The organism is Streptomyces sp. NPDC047061 (genome assembly GCF_040643955.1).
Classification (GTDB): Bacteria; Actinomycetota; Actinomycetes; order Streptomycetales; family Streptomycetaceae; genus Streptomyces.
In genome coordinates, this window is the sequence record NZ_JBEYVI010000012.1 from 13,630 (window position 1) to 38,042 (window position 24,413).

General features: G+C 72.0%; 19 protein-coding genes. 11 read left to right on the top strand and 8 right to left on the bottom strand.

Annotated features, from left to right (window positions below):
- Nucleotides 1-28: 28 nt before the first annotated feature.
- Nucleotides 29-2,224, top strand: a complete 2,196-nt coding sequence (locus tag ABZ887_RS19050; RefSeq protein WP_361290510.1) for a 3-hydroxyacyl-CoA dehydrogenase NAD-binding domain-containing protein — start codon at nucleotides 29-31, stop codon at nucleotides 2,222-2,224.
- A 48-nt stretch (nucleotides 2,225-2,272) separates the two neighbouring features.
- Here ABZ887_RS19050 and ABZ887_RS19055 read toward each other — a convergent pair whose 3' ends face one another.
- Nucleotides 2,273-2,992, bottom strand: coding sequence for a MerR family transcriptional regulator (locus ABZ887_RS19055; RefSeq protein WP_361290513.1), 720 nt, complete (start codon nucleotides 2,990-2,992; stop codon nucleotides 2,273-2,275).
- A 252-nt stretch (nucleotides 2,993-3,244) separates the two neighbouring features.
- Here ABZ887_RS19055 and ABZ887_RS19060 point away from each other — a divergent pair, with 252 nt between their 5' ends.
- Together ABZ887_RS19060 and ABZ887_RS19065 are read left to right on the top strand one after the other, a co-directional pair.
- On the top strand, nucleotides 3,245-4,714 hold the full coding sequence (locus tag ABZ887_RS19060; protein WP_361290516.1) for an amino acid permease: 1,470 nt from the start codon (nucleotides 3,245-3,247) through the stop codon (nucleotides 4,712-4,714).
- 42 nt (nucleotides 4,715-4,756) lie between these two features.
- Nucleotides 4,757-5,248, top strand: coding sequence for a macro domain-containing protein (locus ABZ887_RS19065; RefSeq protein WP_361290519.1), 492 nt, complete (start codon nucleotides 4,757-4,759; stop codon nucleotides 5,246-5,248).
- 104 nt (nucleotides 5,249-5,352) lie between these two features.
- On the opposite strand, the gene ABZ887_RS19070 is transcribed toward ABZ887_RS19065, so the two are convergent.
- Nucleotides 5,353-6,822 (bottom strand): M1 family metallopeptidase, encoded by a 1,470-nt coding sequence (locus ABZ887_RS19070; protein ID WP_361290522.1) that lies wholly within the window; start codon nucleotides 6,820-6,822, stop codon nucleotides 5,353-5,355.
- 223 nt (nucleotides 6,823-7,045) lie between these two features.
- Here ABZ887_RS19070 and ABZ887_RS19075 point away from each other — a divergent pair, with 223 nt between their 5' ends.
- A complete protein-coding gene (locus ABZ887_RS19075; protein WP_361290525.1) occupies nucleotides 7,046-8,998 on the top strand; it encodes a Xaa-Pro dipeptidyl-peptidase in 1,953 nt (650 codons plus the stop codon).
- A 4-nt stretch (nucleotides 8,999-9,002) separates the two neighbouring features.
- On the opposite strand, the gene ABZ887_RS19080 is transcribed toward ABZ887_RS19075, so the two are convergent.
- Nucleotides 9,003-9,947, bottom strand: coding sequence for an FAD-dependent oxidoreductase (locus ABZ887_RS19080; protein ID WP_361290528.1), 945 nt, complete (start codon nucleotides 9,945-9,947; stop codon nucleotides 9,003-9,005).
- Between the two features lie 65 nt (nucleotides 9,948-10,012).
- Between ABZ887_RS19080 and ABZ887_RS19085 the strand changes: the two genes are divergently transcribed.
- The 4 genes from ABZ887_RS19085 to ABZ887_RS19100 all read left to right on the top strand — a co-directional run bounded on the left by ABZ887_RS19085 (nucleotide 10,013) and on the right by ABZ887_RS19100 (nucleotide 15,996).
- Nucleotides 10,013-11,035 carry an oxidoreductase gene (locus tag ABZ887_RS19085; RefSeq protein ID WP_361290531.1) on the top strand — a complete coding sequence of 341 codons (1,023 nt, stop codon included), beginning with the start codon at nucleotides 10,013-10,015 and terminating at the stop codon, nucleotides 11,033-11,035.
- Between the two features lie 56 nt (nucleotides 11,036-11,091).
- Nucleotides 11,092-12,732 (top strand): ABC-F family ATP-binding cassette domain-containing protein, encoded by a 1,641-nt coding sequence (locus ABZ887_RS19090; protein ID WP_361290534.1) that lies wholly within the window; start codon nucleotides 11,092-11,094, stop codon nucleotides 12,730-12,732.
- A 119-nt stretch (nucleotides 12,733-12,851) separates the two neighbouring features.
- Entirely contained in the window at nucleotides 12,852-13,328 is a 477-nt protein-coding gene (locus ABZ887_RS19095) for a DUF1003 domain-containing protein (protein WP_361290537.1), read from the top strand.
- A 151-nt stretch (nucleotides 13,329-13,479) separates the two neighbouring features.
- Nucleotides 13,480-15,996, top strand: coding sequence for a lysylphosphatidylglycerol synthase transmembrane domain-containing protein (locus ABZ887_RS19100; RefSeq protein ID WP_361290540.1), 2,517 nt, complete (start codon nucleotides 13,480-13,482; stop codon nucleotides 15,994-15,996).
- A gap of 33 nt (nucleotides 15,997-16,029) precedes the next feature.
- On the opposite strand, the gene ABZ887_RS19105 is transcribed toward ABZ887_RS19100, so the two are convergent.
- The 3 genes from ABZ887_RS19105 to ABZ887_RS19115 form a co-directional block, all read right to left on the bottom strand.
- Nucleotides 16,030-16,815, bottom strand: a complete 786-nt coding sequence (locus ABZ887_RS19105) for a DUF4232 domain-containing protein (RefSeq protein WP_361290543.1) — start codon at nucleotides 16,813-16,815, stop codon at nucleotides 16,030-16,032.
- Between the two features lie 142 nt (nucleotides 16,816-16,957).
- Nucleotides 16,958-19,345: a Tex family protein gene (locus ABZ887_RS19110; protein WP_361290546.1), complete on the bottom strand. Its 2,388-nt coding sequence runs from the start codon at nucleotides 19,343-19,345 to the stop codon at nucleotides 16,958-16,960.
- A gap of 211 nt (nucleotides 19,346-19,556) precedes the next feature.
- Nucleotides 19,557-20,426, bottom strand: a complete 870-nt coding sequence (locus ABZ887_RS19115; RefSeq protein ID WP_361290549.1) for a hypothetical protein — start codon at nucleotides 20,424-20,426, stop codon at nucleotides 19,557-19,559.
- A 135-nt stretch (nucleotides 20,427-20,561) separates the two neighbouring features.
- On the opposite strand from ABZ887_RS19115, the gene ABZ887_RS19120 reads away from it, so the two are divergent.
- Together ABZ887_RS19120 and ABZ887_RS19125 are read left to right on the top strand one after the other, a co-directional pair.
- Nucleotides 20,562-21,530, top strand: a complete 969-nt coding sequence (locus ABZ887_RS19120; RefSeq protein WP_361290552.1) for a GlxA family transcriptional regulator — start codon at nucleotides 20,562-20,564, stop codon at nucleotides 21,528-21,530.
- A gap of 7 nt (nucleotides 21,531-21,537) precedes the next feature.
- Nucleotides 21,538-22,188: a DJ-1/PfpI family protein gene (locus ABZ887_RS19125; RefSeq protein WP_361290555.1), complete on the top strand. Its 651-nt coding sequence runs from the start codon at nucleotides 21,538-21,540 to the stop codon at nucleotides 22,186-22,188.
- Here ABZ887_RS19125 and ABZ887_RS19130 read toward each other — a convergent pair.
- Entirely contained in the window at nucleotides 22,160-22,915 is a 756-nt protein-coding gene (locus tag ABZ887_RS19130) for an enoyl-CoA hydratase-related protein (protein WP_361290558.1), read from the bottom strand. The two genes, ABZ887_RS19125 and ABZ887_RS19130, sit on opposite strands and share 29 nt — an antisense overlap.
- A 280-nt stretch (nucleotides 22,916-23,195) precedes the next feature.
- Here ABZ887_RS19130 and ABZ887_RS19135 point away from each other — a divergent pair, with 280 nt between their 5' ends.
- Nucleotides 23,196-23,690 carry an ATP-binding protein gene (locus tag ABZ887_RS19135; RefSeq protein ID WP_361291040.1) on the top strand — a complete coding sequence of 165 codons (495 nt, stop codon included), beginning with the start codon at nucleotides 23,196-23,198 and terminating at the stop codon, nucleotides 23,688-23,690.
- Nucleotides 23,691-23,696: 6 nt separating this feature from the next.
- On the opposite strand, the gene idi is transcribed toward ABZ887_RS19135, so the two are convergent.
- A complete protein-coding gene (gene idi / locus ABZ887_RS19140; protein ID WP_361290561.1) occupies nucleotides 23,697-24,290 on the bottom strand; it encodes an isopentenyl-diphosphate Delta-isomerase in 594 nt (197 codons plus the stop codon).
- Between the last annotated feature and the right edge of the window lie 123 nt (nucleotides 24,291-24,413).

The following is a 24,413-nucleotide window of genomic DNA, read 5'->3' on the forward strand; positions in this document are numbered from 1 at the left end:
ACCAAGAGACTTCACGGAGACACGACCCATGACCGAGAGCACCACCATCCGCTGGGAACAGGACGACACCGGCGTCGTCACCCTCGTCCTGGACGACCCCAACCAGTCCGCGAACACCATGAACGCGGCCTTCGCCGAGTCCCTCGCCGCGGTCACCGACCGCCTGGAGGCCGAGCAGGACTCGATCCGGGGCGTCATCTTCACCTCCGCCAAGAAGACCTTCTTCGCCGGCGGCGACCTGCGCGACCTCATCCGGGTCACCCCCGAGACCGCCCAGGACCTCTTCGACGGCGGCCTCGGCGTCAAGCGCAACCTGCGCCGCATCGAGACCCTCGGCAAGCCGGTCGTCGCCGCGATCAACGGCGCGGCCCTGGGCGGCGGTTTCGAACTCACCCTCGCCTGCCACCACCGCGTCGCCCTCGACACCCCCGGCACCAAGATCGGCTGCCCCGAGGTCACCCTCGGCCTCCTCCCGGGCGGCGGCGGAGTCGTCCGCACGGTCCGCCTCCTCGGCATCGCCGACGCCCTGCTGAAGGTCCTCCTCCAGGGCAACCAGTACAACGCCACGCGCGCGTTGCAGAACGGCCTCATCCACGAGGTGGCCCAGTCGCCGGAGGACCTGCTGGCCAAGGCCCGCGCCTTCATCGACGCCAACCCCGAGTCGCAGCAGCCCTGGGACAAGCCGGGCTACCGGATCCCCGGCGGCACGCCCGCCAACCCGAAGTTCGCCGCCAACCTGCCCGCCTTCCCGGCCAGCCTGCGCAAGCAGACCAACAACGCCCCCTACCCGGCGCCGCGCCGCATCCTCGCCGCCGCCGTCGAGGGCAGCCAGGTCGACTTCGAGACCGCCCAGGTCATCGAGGCCCGCTACTTCGTGGAGCTGGCCGCCGGGCAGACCTCGAAGAACATGATCCAGGCGTTCTTCTTCGACCTCCAGGCCGTCAACTCCGGCGCCAACCGCCCCAAGGGCGTCGAGCCCCGCAAGGTCACCAAGGTCGCCGTCCTCGGCGCGGGCATGATGGGCGCCGGCATCGCCTACTCGTGCGCCCGCGCGGGCATCGACGTCGTCCTCAAGGACGTCTCCGCCGAGGCCGCCCAGAAGGGCAAGGCCTACTCCGAGAAGCTGTGCGCCAAGGCCGTCGCCAAGGGCCGCACCAGCCAGGAGAAGGCCGACGCCCTGCTCGCCCGCATCACGCCCACCGGGGACCCGCAGGACCTCGCCGGCTGCGACGCGGTCATCGAGGCCGTCTTCGAGGACACCTCCCTCAAGCACAAGGTCTTCCAGGAGATCGAGTCCGTCGTCGCCCCCGACGCCCTGCTCTGCTCCAACACCTCCACGCTGCCCATCACCGCCCTCGCCGAGGGCGTCGAGCGCCAGACCGACTTCATCGGCCTGCACTTCTTCTCGCCCGTCGACAAGATGCCGCTCGTCGAGATCATCAAGGGCGAGCGCACCGGCGACGAGGCCCTGGCCCGCGCCTTCGACCTGGTCCGGCAGATCAACAAGACGCCGATCGTCGTCAACGACTCGCGCGGCTTCTTCACCTCCCGCGTCATCGGCCACTTCATCAACGAGGGCGTCGCCATGGTCGGCGAGGGCATCGAGCCCGCCTCCGTGGAGCAGGCGGCGGCCCAGGCCGGCTATCCGGCCAAGGTGCTCTCCCTGATGGACGAGCTCACCCTCACCCTCCCGCAGAAGATCCGCCGCGAGTCGCGGCTGGCCGTCGAGGAGGCCGGCGGCACCTGGACCGCGCACCCCGCCGAGGCGGTCATCGACCGCATGGTCGACGAGTTCGGCCGCCCCGGCCGCAGCGGGGGAGCGGGCTTCTACGACTACGCCGAGGACGGCAGGCGCGCCGCGCTCTGGCCCGGTCTGCGCCAGCACTTCACGAAGCCCGGCCACGAGATCCCGTTCCGGGACATGCAGGAGCGCATGCTCTTCGCCGAGGCCCTCGACACCGTCCGCCTCCTGGAGGAGGGCGTCCTCACCTCGGTCGCCGACGCCAACATCGGCTCGCTCTTCGGCATCGGCTTCCCCGGCTGGACCGGCGGCGTCCTGCAGTACATCAACGGCTACGACGCCTACGGCGGGGCGGGTGCGGGCCTGCCCGGCTTCGTGGCACGCGCGCGTGAACTCGCCGAGACCTACGGCGAGCGGTTCACCCCGCCCGCGCTGCTGGTCGAGAAGGCGGAGAAGGGGGAGACCTTCACCGACGGCCGCTGAGCCGACGCCGAGCCGGGTGCGCGGAGCGGATCCTCCCCAGGAACCTTCTCAGGATCCGTCTCCGGAGCCGTCGAGCCACTGGTGCACCTCCGCGCTGAGCGACCGCTGGAACGCGGTCAGCAGCGCCTGGACCACCAGCGGCTGCATGTGCGCGGACAGGGACTTCACGTCCGCCTCGGTCCGCTCCGCCACCTCGGCCCGGAACAGCTGGGACAGCTCGTGCGCGGCCGCCCGCGCGTGCTCGGTCAGGACCGTGCGCGCGGCCAGGATCGCCTTCTCGGACAGCGGCACGTCGAGGAGCTGGACGGCGAGCCGGAGCAGGCCGGGGTCGATCCGGTAGGCGTCCCCGTCGGGCCGTACGACGTCCATGGCGACGAGCCGTTCGACGTCCTCCTCGTCGAGCGGCCGTCCGGCCCGCCGCCGCAGCTCCGCGGCCGTCACGGTCTCCTCGGCGTCCGGGGCCCAGGAGGCCACCACGGCCCGGTGGATGGCCAGGTCGTGGTGGCTCAGCCCGGGCGGCAGCTGCCGCAGATAGCGCTCGATCGCCGCCAGCGTCATCCCCTGGCGCTGCAACTCCTCGATCAGCGCCAGCCGGGCCAGGTGCTCGCGCCCGTAGTGGCCCACCCGGCGCGGCCCGATCACCGGCGGCGGCAGCAGCCCCTTGGTGCCGTAGAAGCGAACCGTGCGGACCGTGGTGCCGGCTCGCGCGGCCAGTTCGTCGATGGTGAACGCCGGGTCGCCGGAGCCACCGTCGGTGTCGGTCGTCATGTGCAGCAGTATCGCTGTCACACCGGTGCTGTGACACCGGCGGTGATCGTGATGCACTCGGTCGATATGTATGGATATACGCCGATCAGGGGCTTGTGAGAAGTTCCGCTCTGTGACCTGTGCCATCGCATGTGCCCAGGTGGCCGGGGGAAGGTGGCGCCTTGGTCCGTGCCACCACCGCGTGCGCCGACCGACTACGTTCCGGACACCCGAGCGCGACCCGCTCGGGCGCACCAGAGAGTGGAACCACCTTTGAGCAAGGACTACGTGGACACGGCGCAGGCTGCCGCCACCCGGACCGACGCGGCCCAGGCGCCCGCGGACGCGGGCGACGCCGGCTACAGCAAGGACCTCAAGGCCCGCCACGTCAACATGATCGCCATCGGCGGCGCGATCGGCACCGGCCTCTTCCTCGGCGCCGGCGGCCGCCTTCACAACGCGGGCCCGGCCCTGGCCCTCGCCTACCTGGTCTGCGGAATCTTCGCCTTCTTCGTGGTCCGCGCCCTCGGCGAGCTGGTCCTCTACCGCCCCTCCTCCGGTTCCTTCGTGTCGTACGCGCGCGAGTTCCTCGGCGAGAAGGGCGCGTACGTCGCCGGCTGGATGTACTTCCTCAACTGGTCGACCACCGGCATCGCGGACATCACCGCGATCGCGCTCTACACCCACTACTGGTCGATGTTCACGAGCATCCCGCAGTGGACCCTCGCGCTGATCGCCCTCGCCGTCGTCCTGGCGGTCAACCTGATCTCCGTGAAGATCTTCGGCGAGATGGAGTTCTGGTTCGCGATCATCAAGGTCGCCACCCTCGTCGGCTTCATGCTGATCGGCATCTTCCTGCTCGCCACCCAGCACAAGGTCGACGGGCAGACCCCTGGCCTGAGCGTCGTCTCCGACCACGGCGGTGTCCTCCCGCACGGCCTGATGCCGGTCGTCCTGGTCATGCAGGGCGTGATCTTCGCGTACGCGGCCCTGGAGCTGGTCGGCGTCGCGGCCGGCGAGACCGCCGAGCCGGAGAAGGTCGTCCCGCGCGCGGTGAACTCGATCATGTGGCGCGTCGGCCTCTTCTACGTCGGCTCCGTGGTCCTGCTCGCCCTCCTCCTCCCCGGCTCGGCGTACTCGGCCGACGAGAGCTCCTTCGTCACCGTCCTCTCCAAGATCGGCGTCTCGGGCGCCGGTGACGTGATGAACCTGGTGGTCCTCACCGCGGCGATGTCCTCCCTCAACTCCGGCCTCTACTCCACCGGCCGCATCCTGCGCTCCATGGCGGTGGCCGGCTCGGCCCCGAAGTTCACCGCCCGCATGAACCGCAGCCAGGTCCCCTACGGCGGCATCCTGCTGACCTGCGCGGTCTGCGTGCTCGGCGTCGGCCTGAACTACCTCATGCCCAGCCAGGCCTTCGAGATCGTGCTGAACGTCGCCTCCCTCGGCATCATCAGCACCTGGGTGATCATCATGCTCTGCCACCTGATCTTCGTCCGCCGAGCCAAGGCGGGCCTGGTCGAGCGCCCCACGTTCCGCCTCCGCTTCAGCCCGGCCACCGAGATCGCCACGATCGCCTTCCTGCTGGTCTGCCTCGGCATGATGTGGAACGACCCGGAGGTCGGTCGCAGGACCCTCCTGCTCATCCCGGTGATCGCCGCACTGCTGACGGCCGGCTGGTTCGGCGTCCGCCGCCGGGTCTCCCGGACGGCCGACCAGGAGCTGTCCCAGCTCACGAAGTAGCAGGTCAGCGCCATTGTCAGTGGCATCGCCTACGGTGGCGTCATGTCGGAGATCACATACATCCGGGGTGACGCCACCACGCCGTCGGGCAAGGGCGTCAAGGTGATCGCCCACGTCTGCAATGACTTGGGGGGTTGGGGAAAGGGCTTCGTGCTGGCCATCTCCCGCCGCTGGCCGGAGCCGGAGAAGGCCTACCGCGCCTGGCACCGAGACCGCGCGAACAACGACTTCGGCCTGGGCGCGGTCCAACTGGTCCGCGTCGACCGGTACATCTGGGTGGCCAACATGATCGGCCAACGGGGGACCAGAACCGGGAGCAAGGGCGTCCCGGTCCGCTACGAGGCGATCGACACGGCGCTGGCCAAGCTGGCCGACGAGGCGACCGAACGCGGCGCGTCCGTGCACATGCCCCGCATAGGCTGCGGCCTGGCGGGCGGCAAGTGGTCCCGCGTCGAGCCGTTGATAAAGGAGCGGCTGGTGGCCCGACAAATCCCGGTCACCGTGTACGACTACGGCGACGAAGCGCCTCTTTAGCTGTCTGGAGGCGCCACGCGCAGGCGCCCCTTAAGGGGCGCGGGGAACTGCGCGACCAGCCACAACGGACCCGCAGCCCCCCGCCCACCGAACCCGGCACCCCCTCAGTGCACGTCGTTCGTAGCCTCGATCCGCTTCCACGACTTCGGCTGCGCAACCGCCCCCACGGCCTTCGCCGCAGGCGACACCGGTCTCGTCGGCTCGAACAGCCACGCATCGAACAACCCCGACAGCGACTTCCCCGACACCTTGTCCGCGTACTCCTCGAAGTCGCCCACCGAAGCGTTCCCGTACGCGTGCTCCTGCGGCCACCCCTTCAGAATCGCGAAGAACGCGTCGTCACCGACCGCGTTCCGCAGCGCCTGCACGGCCAGCGCCCCCCGGTCGTAGACAGCGATGTCGAACTGGTCGTCGGGGCCCGGGTCCCCCGGCTTCACCGTCCAGAACGCGTCGTCGGCCGGATGCGACGCGTACACGTAGTCGGCGAGCTCCTGCGTCGTGCCCTCACCCTCGTGCTCCGACCACAGCCACTGGGCGTACCGAGCGAACCCCTCGTTGAGCCAGATGTCCTTCCAGCCCTTGAGGGAGACGTCGTCGCCGTACCACTGGTGGGCCAGCTCATGCACGACCACCGACGTGTTGGAACCGTTCGCGAACTGCTTCGGGCTGTAGTACACGCGGGTCTGCGTCTCCAGCGCGTACCCGGTGGTGGTGTTGGGGACGTATCCGCCCGCCGAGCTGAAGGGATACGGCCCGAAGTAGCCGGAGAGCCAGTCGACGAGTTCCCCGGTGCGCTCCACGCTCGCCCGGGCCGCCCCGTCGTTGTCGCCGAGGTCCTTGCTGTAGGCGTTGACGACCGGTACGCCACCCTCCGACGTACTGGTGGTGATGTCGAACTTCCCGACCGCCAAAGTGGCCAGATACGTCGCCTGCGGCTTGTTCTGCCGCCAGTTGTACCGGGTCCAGCCGAGTTTCGAACTCGTCGACTGGAGCAGGCCGTTGGAGATGACCTGGGTGCCGTCGGGGACGGCCACCGACACGTCGTAGGTCGCCTTGTCCAGCGGGTGGTCGTTGCTCGGGAACCACCACCAGGCGGACTCGGGCTCGTCCGCCGCGACCGCCCCGTCCGGGGTGCGGTGCCAGGTGGTGAAGCCGTACGCGCTCTTCGTCGACGGCACCCCGCTGTAGCGGACGACGACGGTGACCTGTGTGCCCTTCGCCAGCGGCGACCTGGGGGTGACGACCAGTTCGTGCTGACCGGACGTGGCGAAGTCCGCCTTCACTCCGTTGACCCGTACCTCGCTGACGTCCAACAGGAAGTCCAGGTCGAAGCTGGACAGGTCCTGCGTGGTGCGCGCCAGGATCGTCGCCGTACCGGCCAGCTCGTCGGTGGCCGGCTGGTACTGCAGCCGCAGGTCGTAGTGGGCGACGTCGTAACCGCCGTTGCCGTAGTACGGGTAGTACGGATCGCCGATGCCCGGCGCGCCGGGGCTGTAGCTCGCGGCCGATGCCGGGATCGCCAGCAGCAGGGAGGCCGCCGCGAGGGCGCCCGGCGCGAGGATTCTGCGGTGCAAGAGAACTCCAGGTCGGTAGGGGGCCGAGGCGCACCCGCCACACCGCGGCGGGCAGCGCCAAGTCGATGGAGCACGAAACTGTTCGGAGCCTATTCAGTCCCTGTGGCCCCTGGCCTGTCCATGGCACCTGCTGTCACACGATCGCCATTCGGCCGCAATCCGCCCTGACGGTCCCCCAGATGCCCCCTTCTGCACGGGAGTTGACCCGGGTAGCGTCCGCCCCATGCCGAAACGCACGCGCTTCACGATCTGGAGACCGTTCGCCGTCACGGCCGTCGCAGCCCTGATCGCCGCCTTCCTCACCCCGGCCGCGGCCCAGGCTTCCGGCGCCCCTCGCGAGAGCCGACCCGTCTACTCGTACGCGAACGCCATCCGCGAGTCCGTCTGGGTGGACACCGGCCTCGACTCCGACGGCGACGGGAGGACCGACCGGGTCGCCGCCGACATCGTCCGGCCCTCCGAACCCGCCGCGCAGGGCCGCAAGGTACCGGTCATCATGGACGCCAGCCCCTACTACTCCTGCTGCGGACGCGGCAACGAGAGCCAGCTCAAGACGTACGACGCGGGCGGGAACGTCGTCCAGATGCCGCTCTTCTACGACAACTACTTCGTGCCCCGCGGCTACGCCTTCGTCGGCGTCGACCTGGCCGGCACCAACCGCTCCGACGGCTGCATCGACATCGGCGGCCGCTCCGACATCCAGTCCGCGAAAGCCGTCATCGACTGGCTCAACGGCCGTGCCAAGGCGTACCGCAGCCGCACCGGCACCACCACCGTGAAGGCGAGCTGGACCAACGGGAAGACCGGCATGATCGGCAAGAGCTGGGACGGCACCATCGCCAACGGCGTGGCCGCCACCGGCGTCAAGGGCCTCAGGACGATCGTCCCGATCAGCGCCATCTCCTCCTGGTACGACTACTACTTCGCCCAGGGTGCCCCGCTGTACGACTCGGGGCCCGACTGGCTGGCCGGAGCGGTGGAGAGTGACGACGCCTACGCCAAGTGCGGTGCCGTCCAGCAGAAGCTGATCGACGGCGCCCCGCGCAGCGGCGACTGGACCGACCTGTGGACCGAGCGCGACTACGTCAAGGACGCCTCCAAGGTGAAGGCCAGCGTCTTCCTCGTGCACGGCATGCAGGACCTCAACGTCCGCACCAAGCACTTCGGCCAGTGGTGGGACGCTCTCGCCAAGAACGGCGTCGAGCGCAAGATCTGGCTCTCCCAGACCGGGCACGTCGACCCCTTCGACTACCGGCGCGGCGCCTGGGTCGACACCCTGCACCGCTGGTTCGACCACGAACTCCTCGGCTACGACAACGGCATCGACCGTGAGCCGATGGCCGACATCGAGCGTCACCCCGACCAGTGGGTGACCTCGTCGGTCTGGCCGCCGAGCGGCACGCGGACCACCACCCTGCGCCCCGCCACCGGCACCCAGGCAGGCATCGGCACCCTCGGCCTGACCAAGGGATCCGGCACCGAGACGTTCACGGACGACCCGCAGCAGAGCGAGACCGACTGGGCCGCGCAGCTCGCCACCCCCACCTCGGACAAGGCCGGTTTCCTCACCGCGCCGCTCACCCGGGACCTGCGGCTGTCCGGCTCGTCCAAGGTGACCGTCACCGCCACCCCGACCACTGCGACGGCCCACCTGACCGCCGTCCTGGTCGACCTCGGCCCGGACACCATCCGCGACTACGCCGACTCCCACGAGGGCATCACCACCCTCACCGACCGCACCTGCTGGGGCGAGAGCACGGCCGGTGACAGTGCCTGCTTCCTGAAGACCGCGGCAAAGACCAAGGCCGTCGACTACACCGTCTTCAGCCGCGGCTGGGCCGACCTCGGCACCTACGCCGACCCCGGCAAGGGCGTCCCGCTCACCCCGGGCAGGGCCTACACGATCACCCTCGACCTGGCGGCCACCGACCACGTCGTACCCAAGGGCCACCGCGTGGCGCTGATCGTCGCGGGCACGGACAAGGACCTGATCGATCCGCCGTCCACCACCCCGACGCTCACCGTGGACCTGTCCCGGACGACGGCCAGGGTCCCGCTGGTCGGCGGCGCGGACGCCTTCACCCGCGCCACCGCCGCACGGTGGACCGCTCCCGAGAAGACCGCCCTGCACGGCGTGCACGCCCCGCGCACCGTCCAGCGCGTCCCCGCGAGCTGACCGGTCAGGCGGCCGGGCCGGTGTCCACCAGCCCGGCCGCCTCCCGCGCACATCCCCAGGCGACCGTGATCCCGGCCCCGCCGTGCCCGTAGTTGTGGACCAGCACCCGGCCGCCCGGCCGTAGTTCGTGCTCCAGCCGGACCGCCGACCGGTACGGCCGCAGCCCCACCCGGTGCGCCAGCACCCGCGCCCCGGCGATCTCCGGCCGGACCGCCGCACAGCGCGCCACGATCCCGGCCGCGACCTCCGGATCCGGCTCCAGCGACCAGGCGTCCTCCTCCGCCGTACCCCCGAGCAGCAGCCCGCCGGGCTGCGGGAAGAAGTAGGCGGACGCGCCCCCTTCCACCTCGTCGGACGTGTACCAGGTGGTGATCCCCGGGTTCTCCACCACGACCAGCTGCCCGCGCACCGGACGCACCGCCGGATCCGGGACCAGCGAACGGGCCCCGAGCCCGGTGCAGTTGACCACGACCGGCGCGGGCACCTCGTCCAGCGACTCCACCACCCGCTCCTCGACCGTCCCGCCGGCCCGCTCCAACCGCCGCCGCAGCCACTCCAGATGGACCGGCATGTCGATCAACGGCAGCCGGGCCGCCAGACCTTCGGCGGTCTCCGCCAGCCCCGGCACCTTGGCCGCCCACGCACCGAGCCCGTCCAGCCGCAGACCGTCGTGTACGCCCTCGACCAGGCGTACGCCCGTCTCCTCCGGCCGTGCCGCCAGCGCCTCGTACACGACAAGGGAGGCGAGCGCCCATTCCCCGACCAGCGCCTCGGGCTCGATGCGGTAAGGCCACCACAGCGCGCCGGCGACGGCCGAGGTCGTACGCCCGCCGGTCTCCCGGGCCCACACCCGCACCCGGCGCCCGCCCTCGGCCAGCACCACCGCCGTGGTCAGTCCGACGACCCCGCCACCGACCACGATCACTTCGTCACTCAGCTCAGACGGCACACCGTGACGTTAGCGGAATATGTCATGCCGCGCTCAGATCGTCCCGCTCTGGGGATACTCACAGCATGTCTGCCGCATACGCGACCTTCGGCCTGGCCCCGGCGATGCGCGCCGGCGCTGTCCTCGCCGACGGCGGGTACCAGCTCCACCGGGACTTCGTGGACTTCGTCGTCGACGGTCACCCGCTGCTGTTCCAGCTCTCCGACCTGGACGCCGTCTCCCCGCTCGCCTCCGACGTGCCGCCCGCGATCTTCACCGCCCAGGTCCGCGGCCTCTTACTGGAGTCCGAGGCCCCGCTGCCCGACGGCCGGTACGTCGTCTACGGCTGTCCCGAGTGCGAGGACCTGGCCTGCGGCGCGGTCACCGCGGTCATCGAGCACGACGGCGACGACTACATCTGGCGGGACTTCGCCTGGCAGACCTCCGAACACGCCGACCTGGAGCTCAACGGCTACCACGGCATCGGCCCGTTCCGCTTCCACGGCCCCGAGTACCGCGAGGCCCTCGGTGCCCTTCTCGAGGACTCCGGCCCGCCGCCCGGCCGCCGGGTGCTGCTGATCGGCGCCCGCGTCGCCCTCCTCGCCAAGCTGGCCGCCGCCCTGCGCACCATCGGCATCGGCGCCGACATCACCCGCGACGCCCACGGCGTCCCCGCCGAGGAGCTCCGCGGCTACGCGGCCGTCGCCTTCGGCCCCGCGGTCGCCGAGACCGAGCGGACCGCCGTACGCCAGGCGTTCGAGCGGGCGGGCGTGGCGGTGGCCTACGTCGACGGACTCGCCCCGATCGTCCCGCTCCTCGTCGCCCAGATCGAACACGCCCTCGACCGCAGCCCGCTCCCGCAACGCCGGCTGGCCCGGCTGGTCGCCTCCGACGGCACCGCCGGCATCGAGGTCACCTCGCCCTGCCGGGTGCGGCTCACGTCGTACCGTCTGGACCGCCTCTCCCGCCCCCGCACCCAGGAACTCTTCGACGGCGTCCTGGAACCCGGCCGCCACCGCATTCCCCTGGACGGCAAGGCGGTCCGGGGCGGGTCCTTCGTGGTGGCCCGTACCGCCGGGAGCGTGCTGGTGGCGGCGCCCGAGCGCTGACCGGGGGAGAACAGGGCCGAGCCCGGGCCGCCCGGCCCATTAGGATCGGCGTTCTGATGACTGCCACCCTCGTCGCCAAGAACCTCGCCGCCGGGCACGGCGACCGCTCGCTCTTCTCCGGGCTCGACCTCGTCGTCGCGCCCGGTGACGTGATCGGTCTTGTCGGTGCCAACGGCGCGGGCAAGTCCACCCTGCTCCGGCTGCTCGCCGGGCTCACCGCCCCCGAACAGGGCGAACTGCGGCTCTCCCCGCCGACCGCGACCGTCGGCCACCTGCCCCAGGAACCGGAGCGGCGGCCCGGCGAGACGGTCCGCGCGTTCCTCGCCCGGCGTACCGGGGTCGCCGAGGCCCAGCGCGTGATGGACGAGGCGACCCAGGCCCTGGTCGACGGGGCACCGGGCGCCGACGACGCCTACGCCGTGAGCCTGGAGCGCTGGCTCGACCTGGGCGGCGCCGACCTGGAGGAGCGGGCCGAGGAGGTCGCCGACACCCTCGGCCTGGCCGTCGACCTCGACCAGCCGATGACGTCCCTCTCCGGCGGCCAGGCCGCCCGCGCGGGCCTCGCCTCCCTCCTCCTCTCCCGCTACGACGTCTTCCTCCTCGACGAGCCCACCAACGACCTCGACCTCGACGGCCTGGAACGCCTCGAACGCTTCGTGACCGGCCTGCGCGCCGGCACGGTCGTCGTCAGCCACGACCGCGAGTTCCTCACCCGCACCGTCACCAAGGTCCTCGAACTCGACCTGGCCCAGAACCAGATCAACCTCTACGGCGGCGGCTACGACGCCTACCTGGAGGAACGCGATACGGCCCGTCGGCACGCCCGCGAGGACTACGACGAGTACGCCGACAAGAAGGCCGCCCTCCAGGACCGCGCCCAGATGCAGCGCGGCTGGATGGACAAGGGCGTCAAGAACGCCCGGCGCAAGGCGTCCAACGACAACGACAAGATCGGCCGCAAGTTCCGCAGCGAGGCCAGCGAGAAGCAGGCCGCCAAGGCCCGCCAGACCCAGCGCATGATCGAACGCCTGGAGGTCGTCGAGGAGCCCCGCAAGGAGTGGGAACTGCGCATGGAGATCGCGGCGGCCCCGCGCTCCGGCGCCGTCGTCGCCACCCTGCGGGACGCGGAGGTACGGCGCGGCGACTTCACCTTCGGACCGGTGTCCCTCCAGATCGACTGGGCGGACCGGGTCGCGGTGACCGGCGCGAACGGCGCGGGCAAGTCGACGCTGCTCGCCGCGCTGCTGGGCAGGGTGGAGCTGGACGCCGGGCACGCGGCCCTCGGCCCGGGCGTCCTGGTCGGAGAGGTGGACCAGGCCCGCAAGCTCTTCCACGGCACGGAGTCCCTGCTGGACGCCTTCGGCGCGGCCGTACCGGACACCGAACCGGTCGAAGTGCGCACCCTGCTCGCCAAGTTCGGCCTCAAGCAGGACCACGTACTGCGATCGGCGGCCACGCTCTCCCCGGGCGAACGCACCCGCGCCGCCCTGGCTCTGCTCCAGGGCCGTGGCGTCAACCTCCTCGTCCTGGACGAGCCGACGAACCACCTCGACCTCCCGGCGATCGAGCAGCTGGAATCGGCCCTCGACGCCTACGAGGGCACCCTCCTCCTGGTCACCCACGACCGCCGCATGCTGGACGCGGTCCGAGTCACCCGCCGCCTGGAGGTAGCGGCGGGCAAGGTGACGGAACGCTAGGAACGCCCTGACTGCAGGCGCGCCCCTCAGGGGCGCGGGGAACTGCGCGAGCAACCACGACGAACCCGCAGCCGTCCGACAACCCGGCCCGGCACCTTATACCTGGCAGGAGATTGGCCATGAGCACATCGCCGAAGCGACCGGCCCTTCGGATCGTGAACGAACAGGACGTCCTCGCGCAGCTGCGCGGCACCCAGGACCGCATCGCGGACGCGATCACCGCCTTCGCCGGCACCATGATGTTCGTGTACCTGCACGCCCTGTGGTTCACGGTCTGGATCGTGTTCAACGAGGGCGTGTTCGGCGAAGGCGCGATCTGGGACCCGTTCCCCTTCGGACTGCTCACCATGATCGTCAGCCTGGAGGCGATCTTCCTGTCCACGTTCGTGATGGTGAGCCAGAACCGGCAGGCCTCCCGCGAGAACGTCCGCGCCGACCTGGACTTCGAGACCAACGTGCGCTCGGAGGTGTGGTCCATCCACATGGGCCGTGCCCTCGGCATCGACCCCGTGGAGGTCGAGAAGCGCGTCCAGGAACTGCTCGCGGAGAATCGCGCCCGGATGAACGGCACCAGCCAGCCTCCGAAGCAGACATGATCCGTCGGCCGACTGCGTCTGCCCACAGTCATTCGACCGAGGCGCGGGACACCGGCCGCGTGGAACCATGGGCCGACGTCCGGGCGAGCCGGACCTGTGCCCGAAGGAGCGCGCGCATGGGCCGTCCTCGCAGCCCCGCCGGGAGCGGGACATGACCGACCGGCACGGCATGCTGCTCTCCGCCGACCTCGTGGGCGACGGAGGAGCAGGCGGGGCGGCGCCCACCGTCGACGCCCCGCCGCCCCGGGACGTGCGGCGCGCGGCCGACCTGCTGCGACTGCTGGTCTCCCTCGCCGCCCTCGTGCTGACGGTCCTGGTGGCGGTCGCCACCAGGGACTTCGCCCGCAGAGCGCAGCAGGGCCTGCTCTCCGCGGCCACCGCGCTGCCGCCGGGCCTGCGCGACGCACTGCTCGGCACGGTGCAGGCGATCGCGATGCTCGCACCGCTGGCCGCCCTGGTCGTCCTCGTCGTACGGCGCCGCTTCGACGCGGTGTCGAGGGTGCTGCCCGCCGCGGCCCTGGGCGCGGCCGTCGGCTGGCTGCTCACCCGGCTCGCGCTGGCCGAGAGCAGGCCCGAACGGTGGCCGGAGGCGCTCGTCGGCCGTGGCGGACTGGTGCACGCGGGCTGGCCGTCGGCGGTGTACCTGGCGGCCTGCGCGTCCGCGGTCGTCGCCGCCGGCCCCTGGCTGACACGGCCGTGGCGACGGGCGCTGTGGGCGCTGACCGTCGGGTGCGCCACGCTCGGCGCACTGGCCGCCTCACTGGTCCCGCTGGACGCGTTCGGGGCCCTCGTCGTCGGCGGCACCGCCGGATCGGCCGTCCTGCTCATGGCCGGCGGCCCGCCCGACCGTCCGCCGGCCCAGGGCGTCGCCGACGCCCTCGTCGCCTGCGGGATCCCCCTCGCCACCCTCCGCGAACTGCCGGCGGACCGCCAACTCCCCGGCGAGGGCGTCCTCTACGGCGCCGAGACCGCCGAGGGCGCGCAGCTGACCGTACGCGCCCTCGCCGCCGAGGACCGGGGCCGCGACCTGTTCCACCGGCTCGCCCGGCGCGTCCTGCTGCGCCACCCGGCGGACCCCGGGGAGCAGACACCGCTCGCCGCCGCCGAGCACGAACTGCTCATGCTGGTCTTCGCCGCCCGCACAGGCGCCCGGGTCGCCGACCCCGTCATCGCCTACCCGGTGGCCGGGGACGCCGCGGTGGTGGTGACGGTCGGGGCGGACGCCCGTCCGCTGTCCGCGCTCGCCGACGAGGAGCTGACCGACACCCTGCTCCGCGAGGCCTGGGCGGCCGTGGCCCGCATCCAGGAACACCGCCTCGCGCACCGGTCGTTGCGCCCCGAGCACATCCTCGTCGCGTCGGACGGCGGCCCCAGGCTCACCGCGTTCGCCCGGGCCCAGCTGAACGCGCCGCCCGAGACGCTCGGCAGTGACCTCGCCGCACTGCTCGCGACCACCGCCGTACGCGTCGGGCCGGCCCGTGCCACCGCCTGCGCCCTGGCCGGCCTCGGCCCCGAACGGCTCGCGAGTGCCCTGCCGTACCTGCAACCGCTCGCCCTGCTCGGCCCCGCCCGCCGCGAGGTGGGCCGCTACGACCAGGCCCGCGCCCGGGAGGCCACGGTCGGCACCCGGCGCCGCACGCTGCGCCCCGGCGGCCGGCCGAACCTGATGCACGACCTCGCCGAGGAAGTACGCGACGCCTGCGAGGTCCCGGCCGCCAAGGCGGCCCCGCTTGCCCGGTTCACCTGGAAGAGCGTCCTGGGCCTGGCCGGTGCGTTCCTGGTGCTCCACCTCGTGCTGCCGCAGCTCGCCAACGCCCCGGCCGCACTCCGCGCGCTGCGCGACGCCAACTGGTGGTGGCTGCTCGCGGTCGTGCCCGTCACCTTCGTCTCGCAGGGCTTCTCGACCTGTCTGCAACTGGGCACCATCCCCGGGCGCCTGCCCTTCCGGGCCACCTACCAGGTGCAGTTCGCCAGCTCCTTCCTGAACCGCATCACCCCCGGCAACGTCGGCGGCATGGCGCTCAACCTGCGCTATCTGCAGAAGACGGGGATCGAGACGGGTGCCGCGACGGCCTCCGTCGGGCTGCAGAGCCTGGCCGGCGCGGTCTCCAACGTGGTGGTCGCCACCGTCTTCTTCACCGCGGCCGGACAGCACCATGGTGGCGTCCACCTGGACCTGCCCGTGGGCAGGTACACCCTGCCCGCGATCGTCCTCGTGCTGGCCGCCGGAGGGCTGCTCGGCCTGACCCCGCCCGGCCGGCGCTTCCTGCGCGAGAAGGTGTGGCCGTTCCTTCGTGCGGCGGGCACGACGCTCACCGGGATCGCCGCCGACCCAACCAAGCTGGTCCTCGGGGTGGTCGGCATGCTGGGCCTGCCCGTCATCCAGATCGTCGGGCTCGCCCTCAGCCTCCACGCGCTCGGCGGCGACCTCCCCTTCGCCCAGCTAGGTGCCGCCTACATGGCGGCCCGCCTGCTCGCCAACGCGGCCCCGGTCCCCGGCGGCCTCGGCGCGCTCGAAGCGGGCCTCATCGCGGGCCTGACCGCCCTCGGCGTGCCGGCCGGCCCGGCCACCTCGGCGGTCCTGGTCTACCGGCTGCTCACGTTCTGGCTCAACGTCCCGCTGGGGGCGGCCGCGTTGGGGTTCGTGCAGCGGCGCGGATACGTCTGACCGGCAGGGTCCGGCGCCGGGGCGCGGTGGGGGTCAGGCGGCGGAGCCAAAAGCGGTGACGTCGAGCTTCTCGTCGCACGGGGAGAGGTTCGGACCGGGCACCAGGGTCAGCGGTCGGGAGCCGCCGGGCAGGCGGATGTCCACGCCGTAGGGGGCGTCCACCCCCGGACACGCGTCGTCCGAGTGCAGCACGAACGACGTGGTGCGCCCCGGGGCGAGCAGCAGGATGGGCGGGACGGCCGCCGCGGACCGGCTGACCTTGAACGGGCGGATGCCCGAGGTGCTCACCGGCCCGCCCTCGCAGTCCGGGGGGTCTGCCGTCGTGCAGACGTGCAGGACGCCGTCACCGAAGAAGGTGAGACCGGGCCAGCCACTCAGCCGGCACGTCGAGCCCGAGCGGTTGCGCAGCACGATCTCCGCGGCGTACCCCGGGCGTCCGACACCCACCTGCGGACTGGTCCGCCCCTCGGAGGCCGCGAGGTCCCGCGTCGTGCAGGTGCGGGCAGCCGGAGTCGTGGCGGTACCGGACCGGGTGTCCGCAGGAGCGGCTGTCCGGCTGGGAGCCGGGGCCCCGGCTGTTTCGGTGGCCTTGGCGGGGTGTCGGGCGGGAGCGGCCGGGGTGGTGGCCGCAGTGGTCCGCGCCGTCGCCTCGCGGCCGGCCTGCGTATCGGGAACGGAATAGTGAACTCCCGAATCACAGGCCGCTGTTGCGGCCATCAGTAGCCAGGCCAGCAACAACTGCCTCCCATCCCGTATACGCATGACGTGAACGCTATGCACGATCACGGGGCGCGCACAGACAGGGCAGCGAGTTGGCATGCCCCTTTCGCCTCGTGTTCACCGACGGCGGCGAGACGCGTGCCCCTGGGGGCGCGGGGCCGCATCGATATGCGGCTCCGCCGCGTGGGCGCGACCGGCCACGACGGGCCGGCCGCTCCCCGACACCTCCGCGAGGCATCCGTCAGCGCTTGCCGTCCTTCCCGCCCAGCAGCCCGGCCCGGCGCAGCGCATCGGCCATCGCGCTGTTCGCCGGCGGCGGCGCCGACGCCTGACGAGCACCGCCCCCCTGCCGCTGCTGTTGCTGCCGCTGCTGCGGCGGACGCCCGCCCCGCTGGCGCCGTTCGCCGCCGTCGCCCTGTCGGCCGCCCTGCTGCGGAGCGGCCTCGTCGTCCAGCCGCAGCGTCAGCGAGATCCGCTTGCGCGGGATGTCCACGTCGAGGACCTTCACCTTGACGATGTCACCCGGCTTCACCACGTCCCGCGGGTCCTTCACGAAGGTCTTGGACAGCGCGGAGACATGCGCCAGACCGTCCTGGTGGACACCGACGTCGATGAACGCGCCGAACGCCGCCACGTTCGTCACCACGCCCTCCAGGACCATCCCGGAGGACAGGTCGGAGATCTTCTCGACGCCCTCCTTGAACGTGGCCGTCTTGAAGGCCGGACGCGGGTCGCGCCCCGGCTTCTCCAGCTCCTTGAGGATGTCGGTGACGGTCGGCAGACCGAACGTCTCGTCCACGAAGTCCGTCGGCCGCAGCGAGCGCAGCGCACCCGTGTTGCCGATGAGCGCGGCCACCTCCTGGCCCGACGTCTTCACCATGCGCCGGACGACGGGATACGCCTCCGGGTGGACGCTCGACGCGTCCAGCGGGTCGTCGCCGCCGCGGATGCGCAGGAAGCCCGCGCACTGCTCGTACGCCTTCGGGCCGAGCCGGGCCACGTTCTTCAGCTGGCCGCGGGAGGTGAACGGGCCGTTGGTGTCGCGGTGGGCGACGATGTTCTCGGCGAGCCCGGAGGTGATGCCCGAGACACGGGCGAGCAGCGGTGCCGACGCCGTGTTGACGTCCACGCCCACGCCGTTCACACAGTCCTCGACCACCGCGTCCAGGGACCGCGACAGCTTCACCTCGGACAGGTCGTGCTGGTACTGGCCGACGCCGATCGACTTGGGGTCGATCTTCACCAGCTCGGCCAGCGGGTCCTGGAGCCGGCGGGCGATGGAGACGGCGCCGCGCAGCGACACGTCCATGTCGGGCAGTTCCTGGGACGCGAAGGCGGAGGCCGAGTACACGGACGCGCCGGCCTCGGACACCATCACCTTGGTGAGCTTCAACTCCGGGTGCTTGGTGATGAGTTCACCGGCGAGCTTGTCGGTCTCGCGGGACGCCGTGCCGTTGCCGATCGCGATCAGGTCGACCGCGTGCTCCTTGGCGAGCCGGGCCAGCTTGGCGATCGCCTCGTCCCACTTGTTGGCCGGGACGTGCGGGTAGATGACGTCGGTGGCGACCACCTTGCCGGTGGCGTCGACGACGGCGACCTTCACGCCGGTCCGGAAACCGGGGTCCAGGCCCAGCGTCGCGCGGGTGCCGGCCGGGGCGGCGAGCAGCAGGTCGCGCAGGTTCGCCGCGAAGACGTCGACCGCCTCGTCCTCGGCGGCCGTGCGCAGGCGCAGCCGCAGGTCGATGCCGAGGTGGACGAGGAGGCGGGTGCGCCAGGCCCAGCGGACGGTGTCCGACAGCCACTTGTCGGCCGGCCGGCCGCGGTCGGCGATCCCGAACCTGTGGGCGACGATCCCCTCGAACGAGGACGGGCCCTCGGTGGGCTCCTCCGGCTCCAGGACGAGGTCGAGGACCTCCTCCTTCTCGCCGCGCAGCATCGCCAGGATGCGGTGCGAGGGCAGGTCGGTGAACGGCTCGGCGAACTCGAAGTAGTCGGCGAACTTCGCGCCCGCCTCCTCCTTGCCGTCCCGCACCTTCGCGGCGAGCCGGCCACGTACCCACATGCGTTCGCGCAGCTCGCCGACGAGGTCCGCGTCCTCCGAGAACCGCTCGGTGAGGATCGCGCGGGCGCCCTCCAGGGCGGCCTGCGGATCGGCGACGCCCTTGTCGGCGTCGACGAAGGCGGCGGCGGCCGCCAGCGGCTCCACCCCGGGATCCCCGAGCAGCCCCTCGGCCAGCGGCTCCAGGCCGGCCTCCCGCGCGATCTGCGCCTTGGTCCGCCGCTTCGGCTTGTACGGCAGGTAGATGTCCTCCAGCCGCGCCTTGGTCTCGGCGCCCCGGATCTGCGCCTCCAGTTCGCCGGTGAGCTTGCCCTGCTCCCGCACCGACTCCAGGATCGCCGTCCGCCGCTCTTCCAGCTCCCGCAGGTAGCGCAGCCGCTCCTCGAGCGTGCGCAGCTGCGCGTCGTCGAGCATCTCGGTCGCTTCCTTGCGGTAGCGGGCGATGAAGGGCACCGTCGAACCGCCGTCGAGCAGCTCCACGGCAGCCTTGACCTGCCGCTCCCGTACGCCGAGCTCCTCGGCGATCCTGCCTTCGATGGACCCTGGAACCAGGGACCCGGGTGTCGTCACGATCCCGTACCGCCTTCTCCACTGAGGTTGCGCCGCAATTGTGGCAGGTGACACCGACAACCGGGCCCCAGGGCGCCTATCCACGACACGGACTCTCCACGAATCCGTCGCCCACCCGGGGCCCCGATCAAACACCCGCACGAATCCGGCCCCGGCCTTCCCCCCCCGGCGCCCGCCCAGGGCCTCGCCTCTCGTCATCCCCTGCCGACCGTCACCCCTTGCCGACAAGGTCCGCCGGGAATGCCCCCGCGGCCACCGCCGCCCTTGCGAACCCTGCCGCGAGCTCCGTCAGCCGTGTCACCCCGGCGGACCCCAGGTGCTCGTACGGGGCTCGGTCCAGCCGGTCCGTCTCCGTCTCGATCTCCGCCCGCAGGGCCACCCCCGCCCCGGTCAGCTCGCCCTCCGCGTCGAGCAGCCCGCGCTCCCGCAGCCGTGCCACCGCCGCGTCCCAGTCGTCCTGGCTCCAGCCGCGCGTGGCGAACACCCACTTCGGAGTCATGCCCTTGCCGGTCGCCGTGTGCGTCACCACCGCCTCCAGCCCGTCGAGACCGGCCGCCAGCAGCGCCGCGAGGTGCCCGTCGCCGCGGTGCTCGCGCAGCAGCGTGCTCGCGTACCAGTAGGCGAGATGCGGCTCCTGGGGCACCGGCAGGTCCGCGTGGGCGGCGTACAGCGGGCGGCCGGAGCGCGAGCAGGCCTCGGTGGCGCGCAGCGCGAGCCTCGCGGCCTCGGCCATCCCGTCGGAGACCACCGTGTCCGCGCCGAGCAGCCGCCGCATCGACGCGTCGACGGCACGCACGCGTGCGGCGAGGACGTCCTTCGGGGCGGCGGTCTCCCAGACGGCCGGCACATGCCGGGCCACCAGCTCGTGCTTGTAGTTGTAGAACGTCGCCGTCACCGTGCCGGCCCCGACCGCCCCCAACGCGGCCGCCCGCACCGCGAAGTTGACGGCCCGCGGGTGGGTGACCCCGAGCGCGGCCAGTTCCTCGGCCAGCTCGGGGCTGAAGAAGTGGGTCGCGTGCAGGGAGTTGAGCAGGGTGTGGCAGCGGCGGCCGGCGCGCGGCTCCAGTGCGGCGGTTGTCATGGGCGCACGCTACTGACTGGTTGGTACGGACTCCAGTGTCCGGGGCGATGCGGGCCCGGGACTCCGTCCGGGATGGCAGGAAAGGTGGGCTATTCGTCATTGCGGCCATCACCGGACGGGCCAACAATCGATGACATGGCGCAGCGAACCGTTCTCGTCGTCCTCTTCGACGGCGTCCAGAGCCTCGACGTCACCGGCCCCGTGGAGGTGTTCACGGGCGCCGAGACCCACACCCCGGGCAGCTACCGCATCCGCACCGCCTCCCTGGACGGCGCTCCCGTGCGCACCTCCAGCGGGCTGACCGTCGTACCGGACGGGGCCCTGGCCGACGCGCCCGACCCGCACACCCTCCTCGTCCCCGGTGGCCAGGGCACCCGGCGGTCCGACCCGGAGCTGGTGGCGTGGCTGCGGGCACACGGGCCGCTCGCCGAGCGGCTCGTCTCCGTCTGCACCGGCGCCGTCCTGCTCGCCGCCGCCGGGCTCCTGGACGGTCATCGGGCGACCACCCACTGGGCGTACTGCGAGACGCTGGCCCGCGACCATCCCGCCGTCCGCGTCGACCCCGACCCGATCTACGTCCGGGACGGCCGCGTCGCCACCTCGGCCGGTGTCACCTCCGGCATCGACCTCGCCCTCGCCCTCGTCGAGGAGGACCTCGGCCGGGACGTCGCGCTCACCGTCGCCCGGCACCTGGTGGTGTTCCTGCGCAGACCCGGCAACCAGGCCCAGTTCAGCGCCCAGCTCGCCGCCCAGACCGCACAGCGCGCACCGCTGCGGGAGGTCCAGCAGTGGATCACCGAGCACCCGGACGACGACCTGGGCGTCGAGGCGCTGGCCGCCCGCGCCGCGCTCTCGCCCCGCCACTTCGCCCGCGCCTTCCACGCCGAGACCGGGACGACGCCCGGCCGCTACGTCGACCGGGTCCGGCTGGAACACGCCCGCAGGCTCCTGGAGGACACCGGCGACGGGGTCGAGGAGGTCTCCCGGGCCAGCGGCTACGGCACGCCCGAAGCGATGCGCCGTGCCTTCCTCAAGGCTCTCGGCACCACTCCCGCCGAATACCGGCGCAGGTTCAGCCCGGCCCCCGCCGACCCGACCCGTTAGGAGAGCCATGCAGTTCGCGATCGTGCTCTACGACCGATTCACCGCCCTCGACGCCGTGGGGCCGTACGAGACCCTGGGGCGGCTCCCGGACTCCGAGGTCGTCTTCGTCGCCGAGGAGGCCGGCCCCGTCCGCACCGACAACGGGTATCTCGCCCTGACCGCCGACCGGACCCTCGCCGAGGTGCCGCACCCCGACGTCGTGGTCGTCCCCGGCGGCCCCGGCCAGACCCCGCAGATGACGAACCAGGCCCTCCTCGACTGGATCCGCACCGCCGACGCGACCAGCACCTGGACGACGTCCGTGTGCACCGGTTCCCTGCTGCTCGCCGCCGCGGGCCTCCTCGAAGGCCGCCGGGCCACCTCGCACTGGCTGGCCCTGGACGAGCTGCGCAAGTTCGGCGCCGAGCCGACGGGGGAGCGGGTCGTCACCGACGGAAAGTACGTGACCGCGGCCGGTGTCTCCGCCGGCATCGACATGGGCCTCGCCCTCCTCGGCCGGATCTCCGGGGACGACGTCGCCCAGGCCGTACAGCTCGGGATCGAGTACGACCCGCAGCCGCCCTACGACGCGGGCTCCCCGCAGAAGGCGCCCGCCGAGGTCGTCGCCCTGCTCCGCTCGATGAGCCGGTTCATCCTCGGCGCGGAACTGCCCACGTGAACCGCGGCTGACGGCGCTCCAGGAACGCGGCGACGCCCTCGGCGGTGTCGCCGCTGCCGCGTGCCTGCTCCGCCCAGTGCGCGTCCCGGTCCGTGCGGCCGTCCGCGAACTCCTTCGCGGCGGCCTGCGTCAGCTGCGAGCGGGCGGCCAGGGTCCGGGTGAACTCGGCCACCCGCTTGTCCAGTTCGCCCTCCGGCAGCACCTCGTCGACCAGACCGGTGCGCAGCGCCCGCTCCGTGTCGATCAGCTCGCCGGAGAAGAGGAGGTACTTGGTGGTGGCCGGGCCGACGAGGGACACCAGGCGGCGGGTGGAGGCGGCCGGGTAGACGATGCCGAGCTTGGCCGGTGTCACCCCGAACAGCGCGCCCTCCTCGGCGAACCGCAGATCGCAGGCGGCGGCGAGCTGCGAGCCGCCGCCGACGCAGTGGCCGCGCACCGCGGCGAGGGTCGGCTTGGGGAACGCGGCGAGGGCCTCCTCGGCGGCGACGGCGAGTGTCTGTGCCTCGGCGGAGGAGCCCCGGAGGGTGGAGATGTCGGCGCCGGCACAGAAGGTGCCGCCCTCGCCGGTGAGGACGAGGGCCCGCACGGCGGGGTCCGCCGCGAGGGCGTCGAGAAGGGGCGGGAGGGCGCGCCACATCTCCGCGGTCATCGCGTTGCGTTTGGCAGGGTTGCCGATGACGACCGTGGCAACGGCGTTTCCGACCTGGTGGTCGAGGCGGGGCTCCATAGTGCGGGATGGTATCCGCGCCCGGGAGGAGTGGAATTGCGGTGGTGACAGGGGAGCCGCATCCCGTCTCCCGGGAAAGTTCTCATACCCGTACAACCCGAATAGTTCGCGAAGTCGGCATTCAAGAGGGCAAGAGTCGTCCCACAACTGACCTTGTCATACGCCAACGGTCGGATCCGCTCGATAGTTGCTGACTTGTGTTCAGTCATCCGGAGCGGAGCGGGTCGTTACCAACACTCGACGTGTGGTGACAATCGAGCGCGAGGGTGGCGACCGGACGATGGAGAACCACGGGCGCGGGCACGACCCGCGTCCAGAGGGAGGCGGCGCTCCGCCGCCGGATCCGCTGCCGTACGAAGGAGTCTGGCGGTTCACCGCCGCCGCTGTGGACGCCTCGGTCCCGCAGGCGCGGCGCGCCGTACGGGACCTGCTCCAGCGCCAGGGCGTCCCGGTCTCGGAGGACCTGGTGTACGGGCTGTTGCTGATCGTCTCCGAGCTGGTCACCAACGCGGTCAAGCACGCGGCGCTGCTGTCGCCGATGCTCGCCGTGGAGGTCGCCGTCGGCGCCGAGTGGGTGCGGGTGTCGGTGGAGGACAACCACCCCTACCGCCCGACCGCCCTGGAGGCCGACCACGGCCAGCTCGGCGGCCGGGGGCTGCTGCTGGTCCGGGAGGTGGCCCGGGAGGCCGGCGGAGTCGTGGACGTGGAGCACACGTCGAACGGCGGCAAGGTGATCTGGGCCGCCCTGCCGCTCAAACCCGCGACACTGCCCTGAGGGGGTTCACCAGCCGGCGGACGGGCCCGTCAGCTCCCTGATCGCCGGGCGGGCCGCGTCCAGCACGGTCATGAACCAGGACGAGAAGGGGTCCTGGGCGTGCCGCTCGGTCAGCTCGGCGGCCGACACGAAGACGGTCGCCTCGACCTCCTCCGGGTCCGGCGCGAGCGGCGCCTGGACCATGCCGACGAACAGGTGGTTGAACTCCTGCTCGACCAGGCCGGAGGCCGGGTCCGGGTGGTTGTAGCGGACCGTGCCGGCCTCGGCGAGCAGCGACGGGGAGACCCCCAGCTCCTCGAAGGTCCGCCGGGCGGCCGCCGCGAAGGGGGCCTCTTTGGGGTAGGGGTGGCCGCAGCAGGTGTTGGACCATACGCCGGGGGAGTGGTACTTGCCCAGTGCCCGCTGCTGGAGCAGCATCCTGCCGTGCTCGTCGAAGAGGAAGACGGAGAACGCCCGGTGCAGCTGCCCGGGCGGCTGGTGCGCGGCCAGCTTCTCCGCGGTGCCGATGGTCACACCCTTCTCGTCGACGAGTTCAAGGAAAATCGCGTCTGCGGTCCCTTCCGACGTGCTGTGCGTCGCGGTGGCAGGTGTGATCGGCATACCCATCCTTCGCCTCGGTCCTCGCACCAAGTCTGCCGTACGAATCCGACACTCCCGGCACTTCCCGGCACGGGCACGCCGGAAGAGGGACCCGGTAGTTGATCGTGCCCTACGGGTGCCTGA

Bases quoted from the DNA above. Each gene is read 5' to 3' on its own strand.
- ABZ887_RS19065 (WP_361290519.1), top strand. From the start codon at position 4,757: ATGTCGGAGATCACATACATCCGGGGTGACGCCACCACGCCGTCGGGC.
- ABZ887_RS19050 (WP_361290510.1), top strand. From the start codon at position 29: ATGACCGAGAGCACCACCATCCGCTGGGAACAGGACGACACCGGCGTC.
- ABZ887_RS19100 (WP_361290540.1), top strand. From the start codon at position 13,480: ATGACCGACCGGCACGGCATGCTGCTCTCCGCCGACCTCGTGGGCGAC.
- ABZ887_RS19085 (WP_361290531.1), top strand. From the start codon at position 10,013: ATGTCTGCCGCATACGCGACCTTCGGCCTGGCCCCGGCGATGCGCGCC.
- ABZ887_RS19055 (WP_361290513.1), bottom strand. From the start codon at position 2,992: ATGACGACCGACACCGACGGTGGCTCCGGCGACCCGGCGTTCACCATC.
- ABZ887_RS19090 (WP_361290534.1), top strand. From the start codon at position 11,092: ATGACTGCCACCCTCGTCGCCAAGAACCTCGCCGCCGGGCACGGCGAC.
- ABZ887_RS19130 (WP_361290558.1), bottom strand. From the start codon at position 22,915: ATGGAGCCCCGCCTCGACCACCAGGTCGGAAACGCCGTTGCCACGGTC.
- ABZ887_RS19075 (WP_361290525.1), top strand. From the start codon at position 7,046: ATGCCGAAACGCACGCGCTTCACGATCTGGAGACCGTTCGCCGTCACG.
- ABZ887_RS19120 (WP_361290552.1), top strand. From the start codon at position 20,562: ATGGCGCAGCGAACCGTTCTCGTCGTCCTCTTCGACGGCGTCCAGAGC.
- ABZ887_RS19105 (WP_361290543.1), bottom strand. From the start codon at position 16,815: ATGCCAACTCGCTGCCCTGTCTGTGCGCGCCCCGTGATCGTGCATAGC.
- ABZ887_RS19115 (WP_361290549.1), bottom strand. From the start codon at position 20,426: ATGACAACCGCCGCACTGGAGCCGCGCGCCGGCCGCCGCTGCCACACC.
- ABZ887_RS19135 (WP_361291040.1), top strand. From the start codon at position 23,196: ATGGAGAACCACGGGCGCGGGCACGACCCGCGTCCAGAGGGAGGCGGC.
- ABZ887_RS19125 (WP_361290555.1), top strand. From the start codon at position 21,538: ATGCAGTTCGCGATCGTGCTCTACGACCGATTCACCGCCCTCGACGCC.
- idi (WP_361290561.1), bottom strand. From the start codon at position 24,290: ATGCCGATCACACCTGCCACCGCGACGCACAGCACGTCGGAAGGGACC.
- ABZ887_RS19095 (WP_361290537.1), top strand. From the start codon at position 12,852: ATGAGCACATCGCCGAAGCGACCGGCCCTTCGGATCGTGAACGAACAG.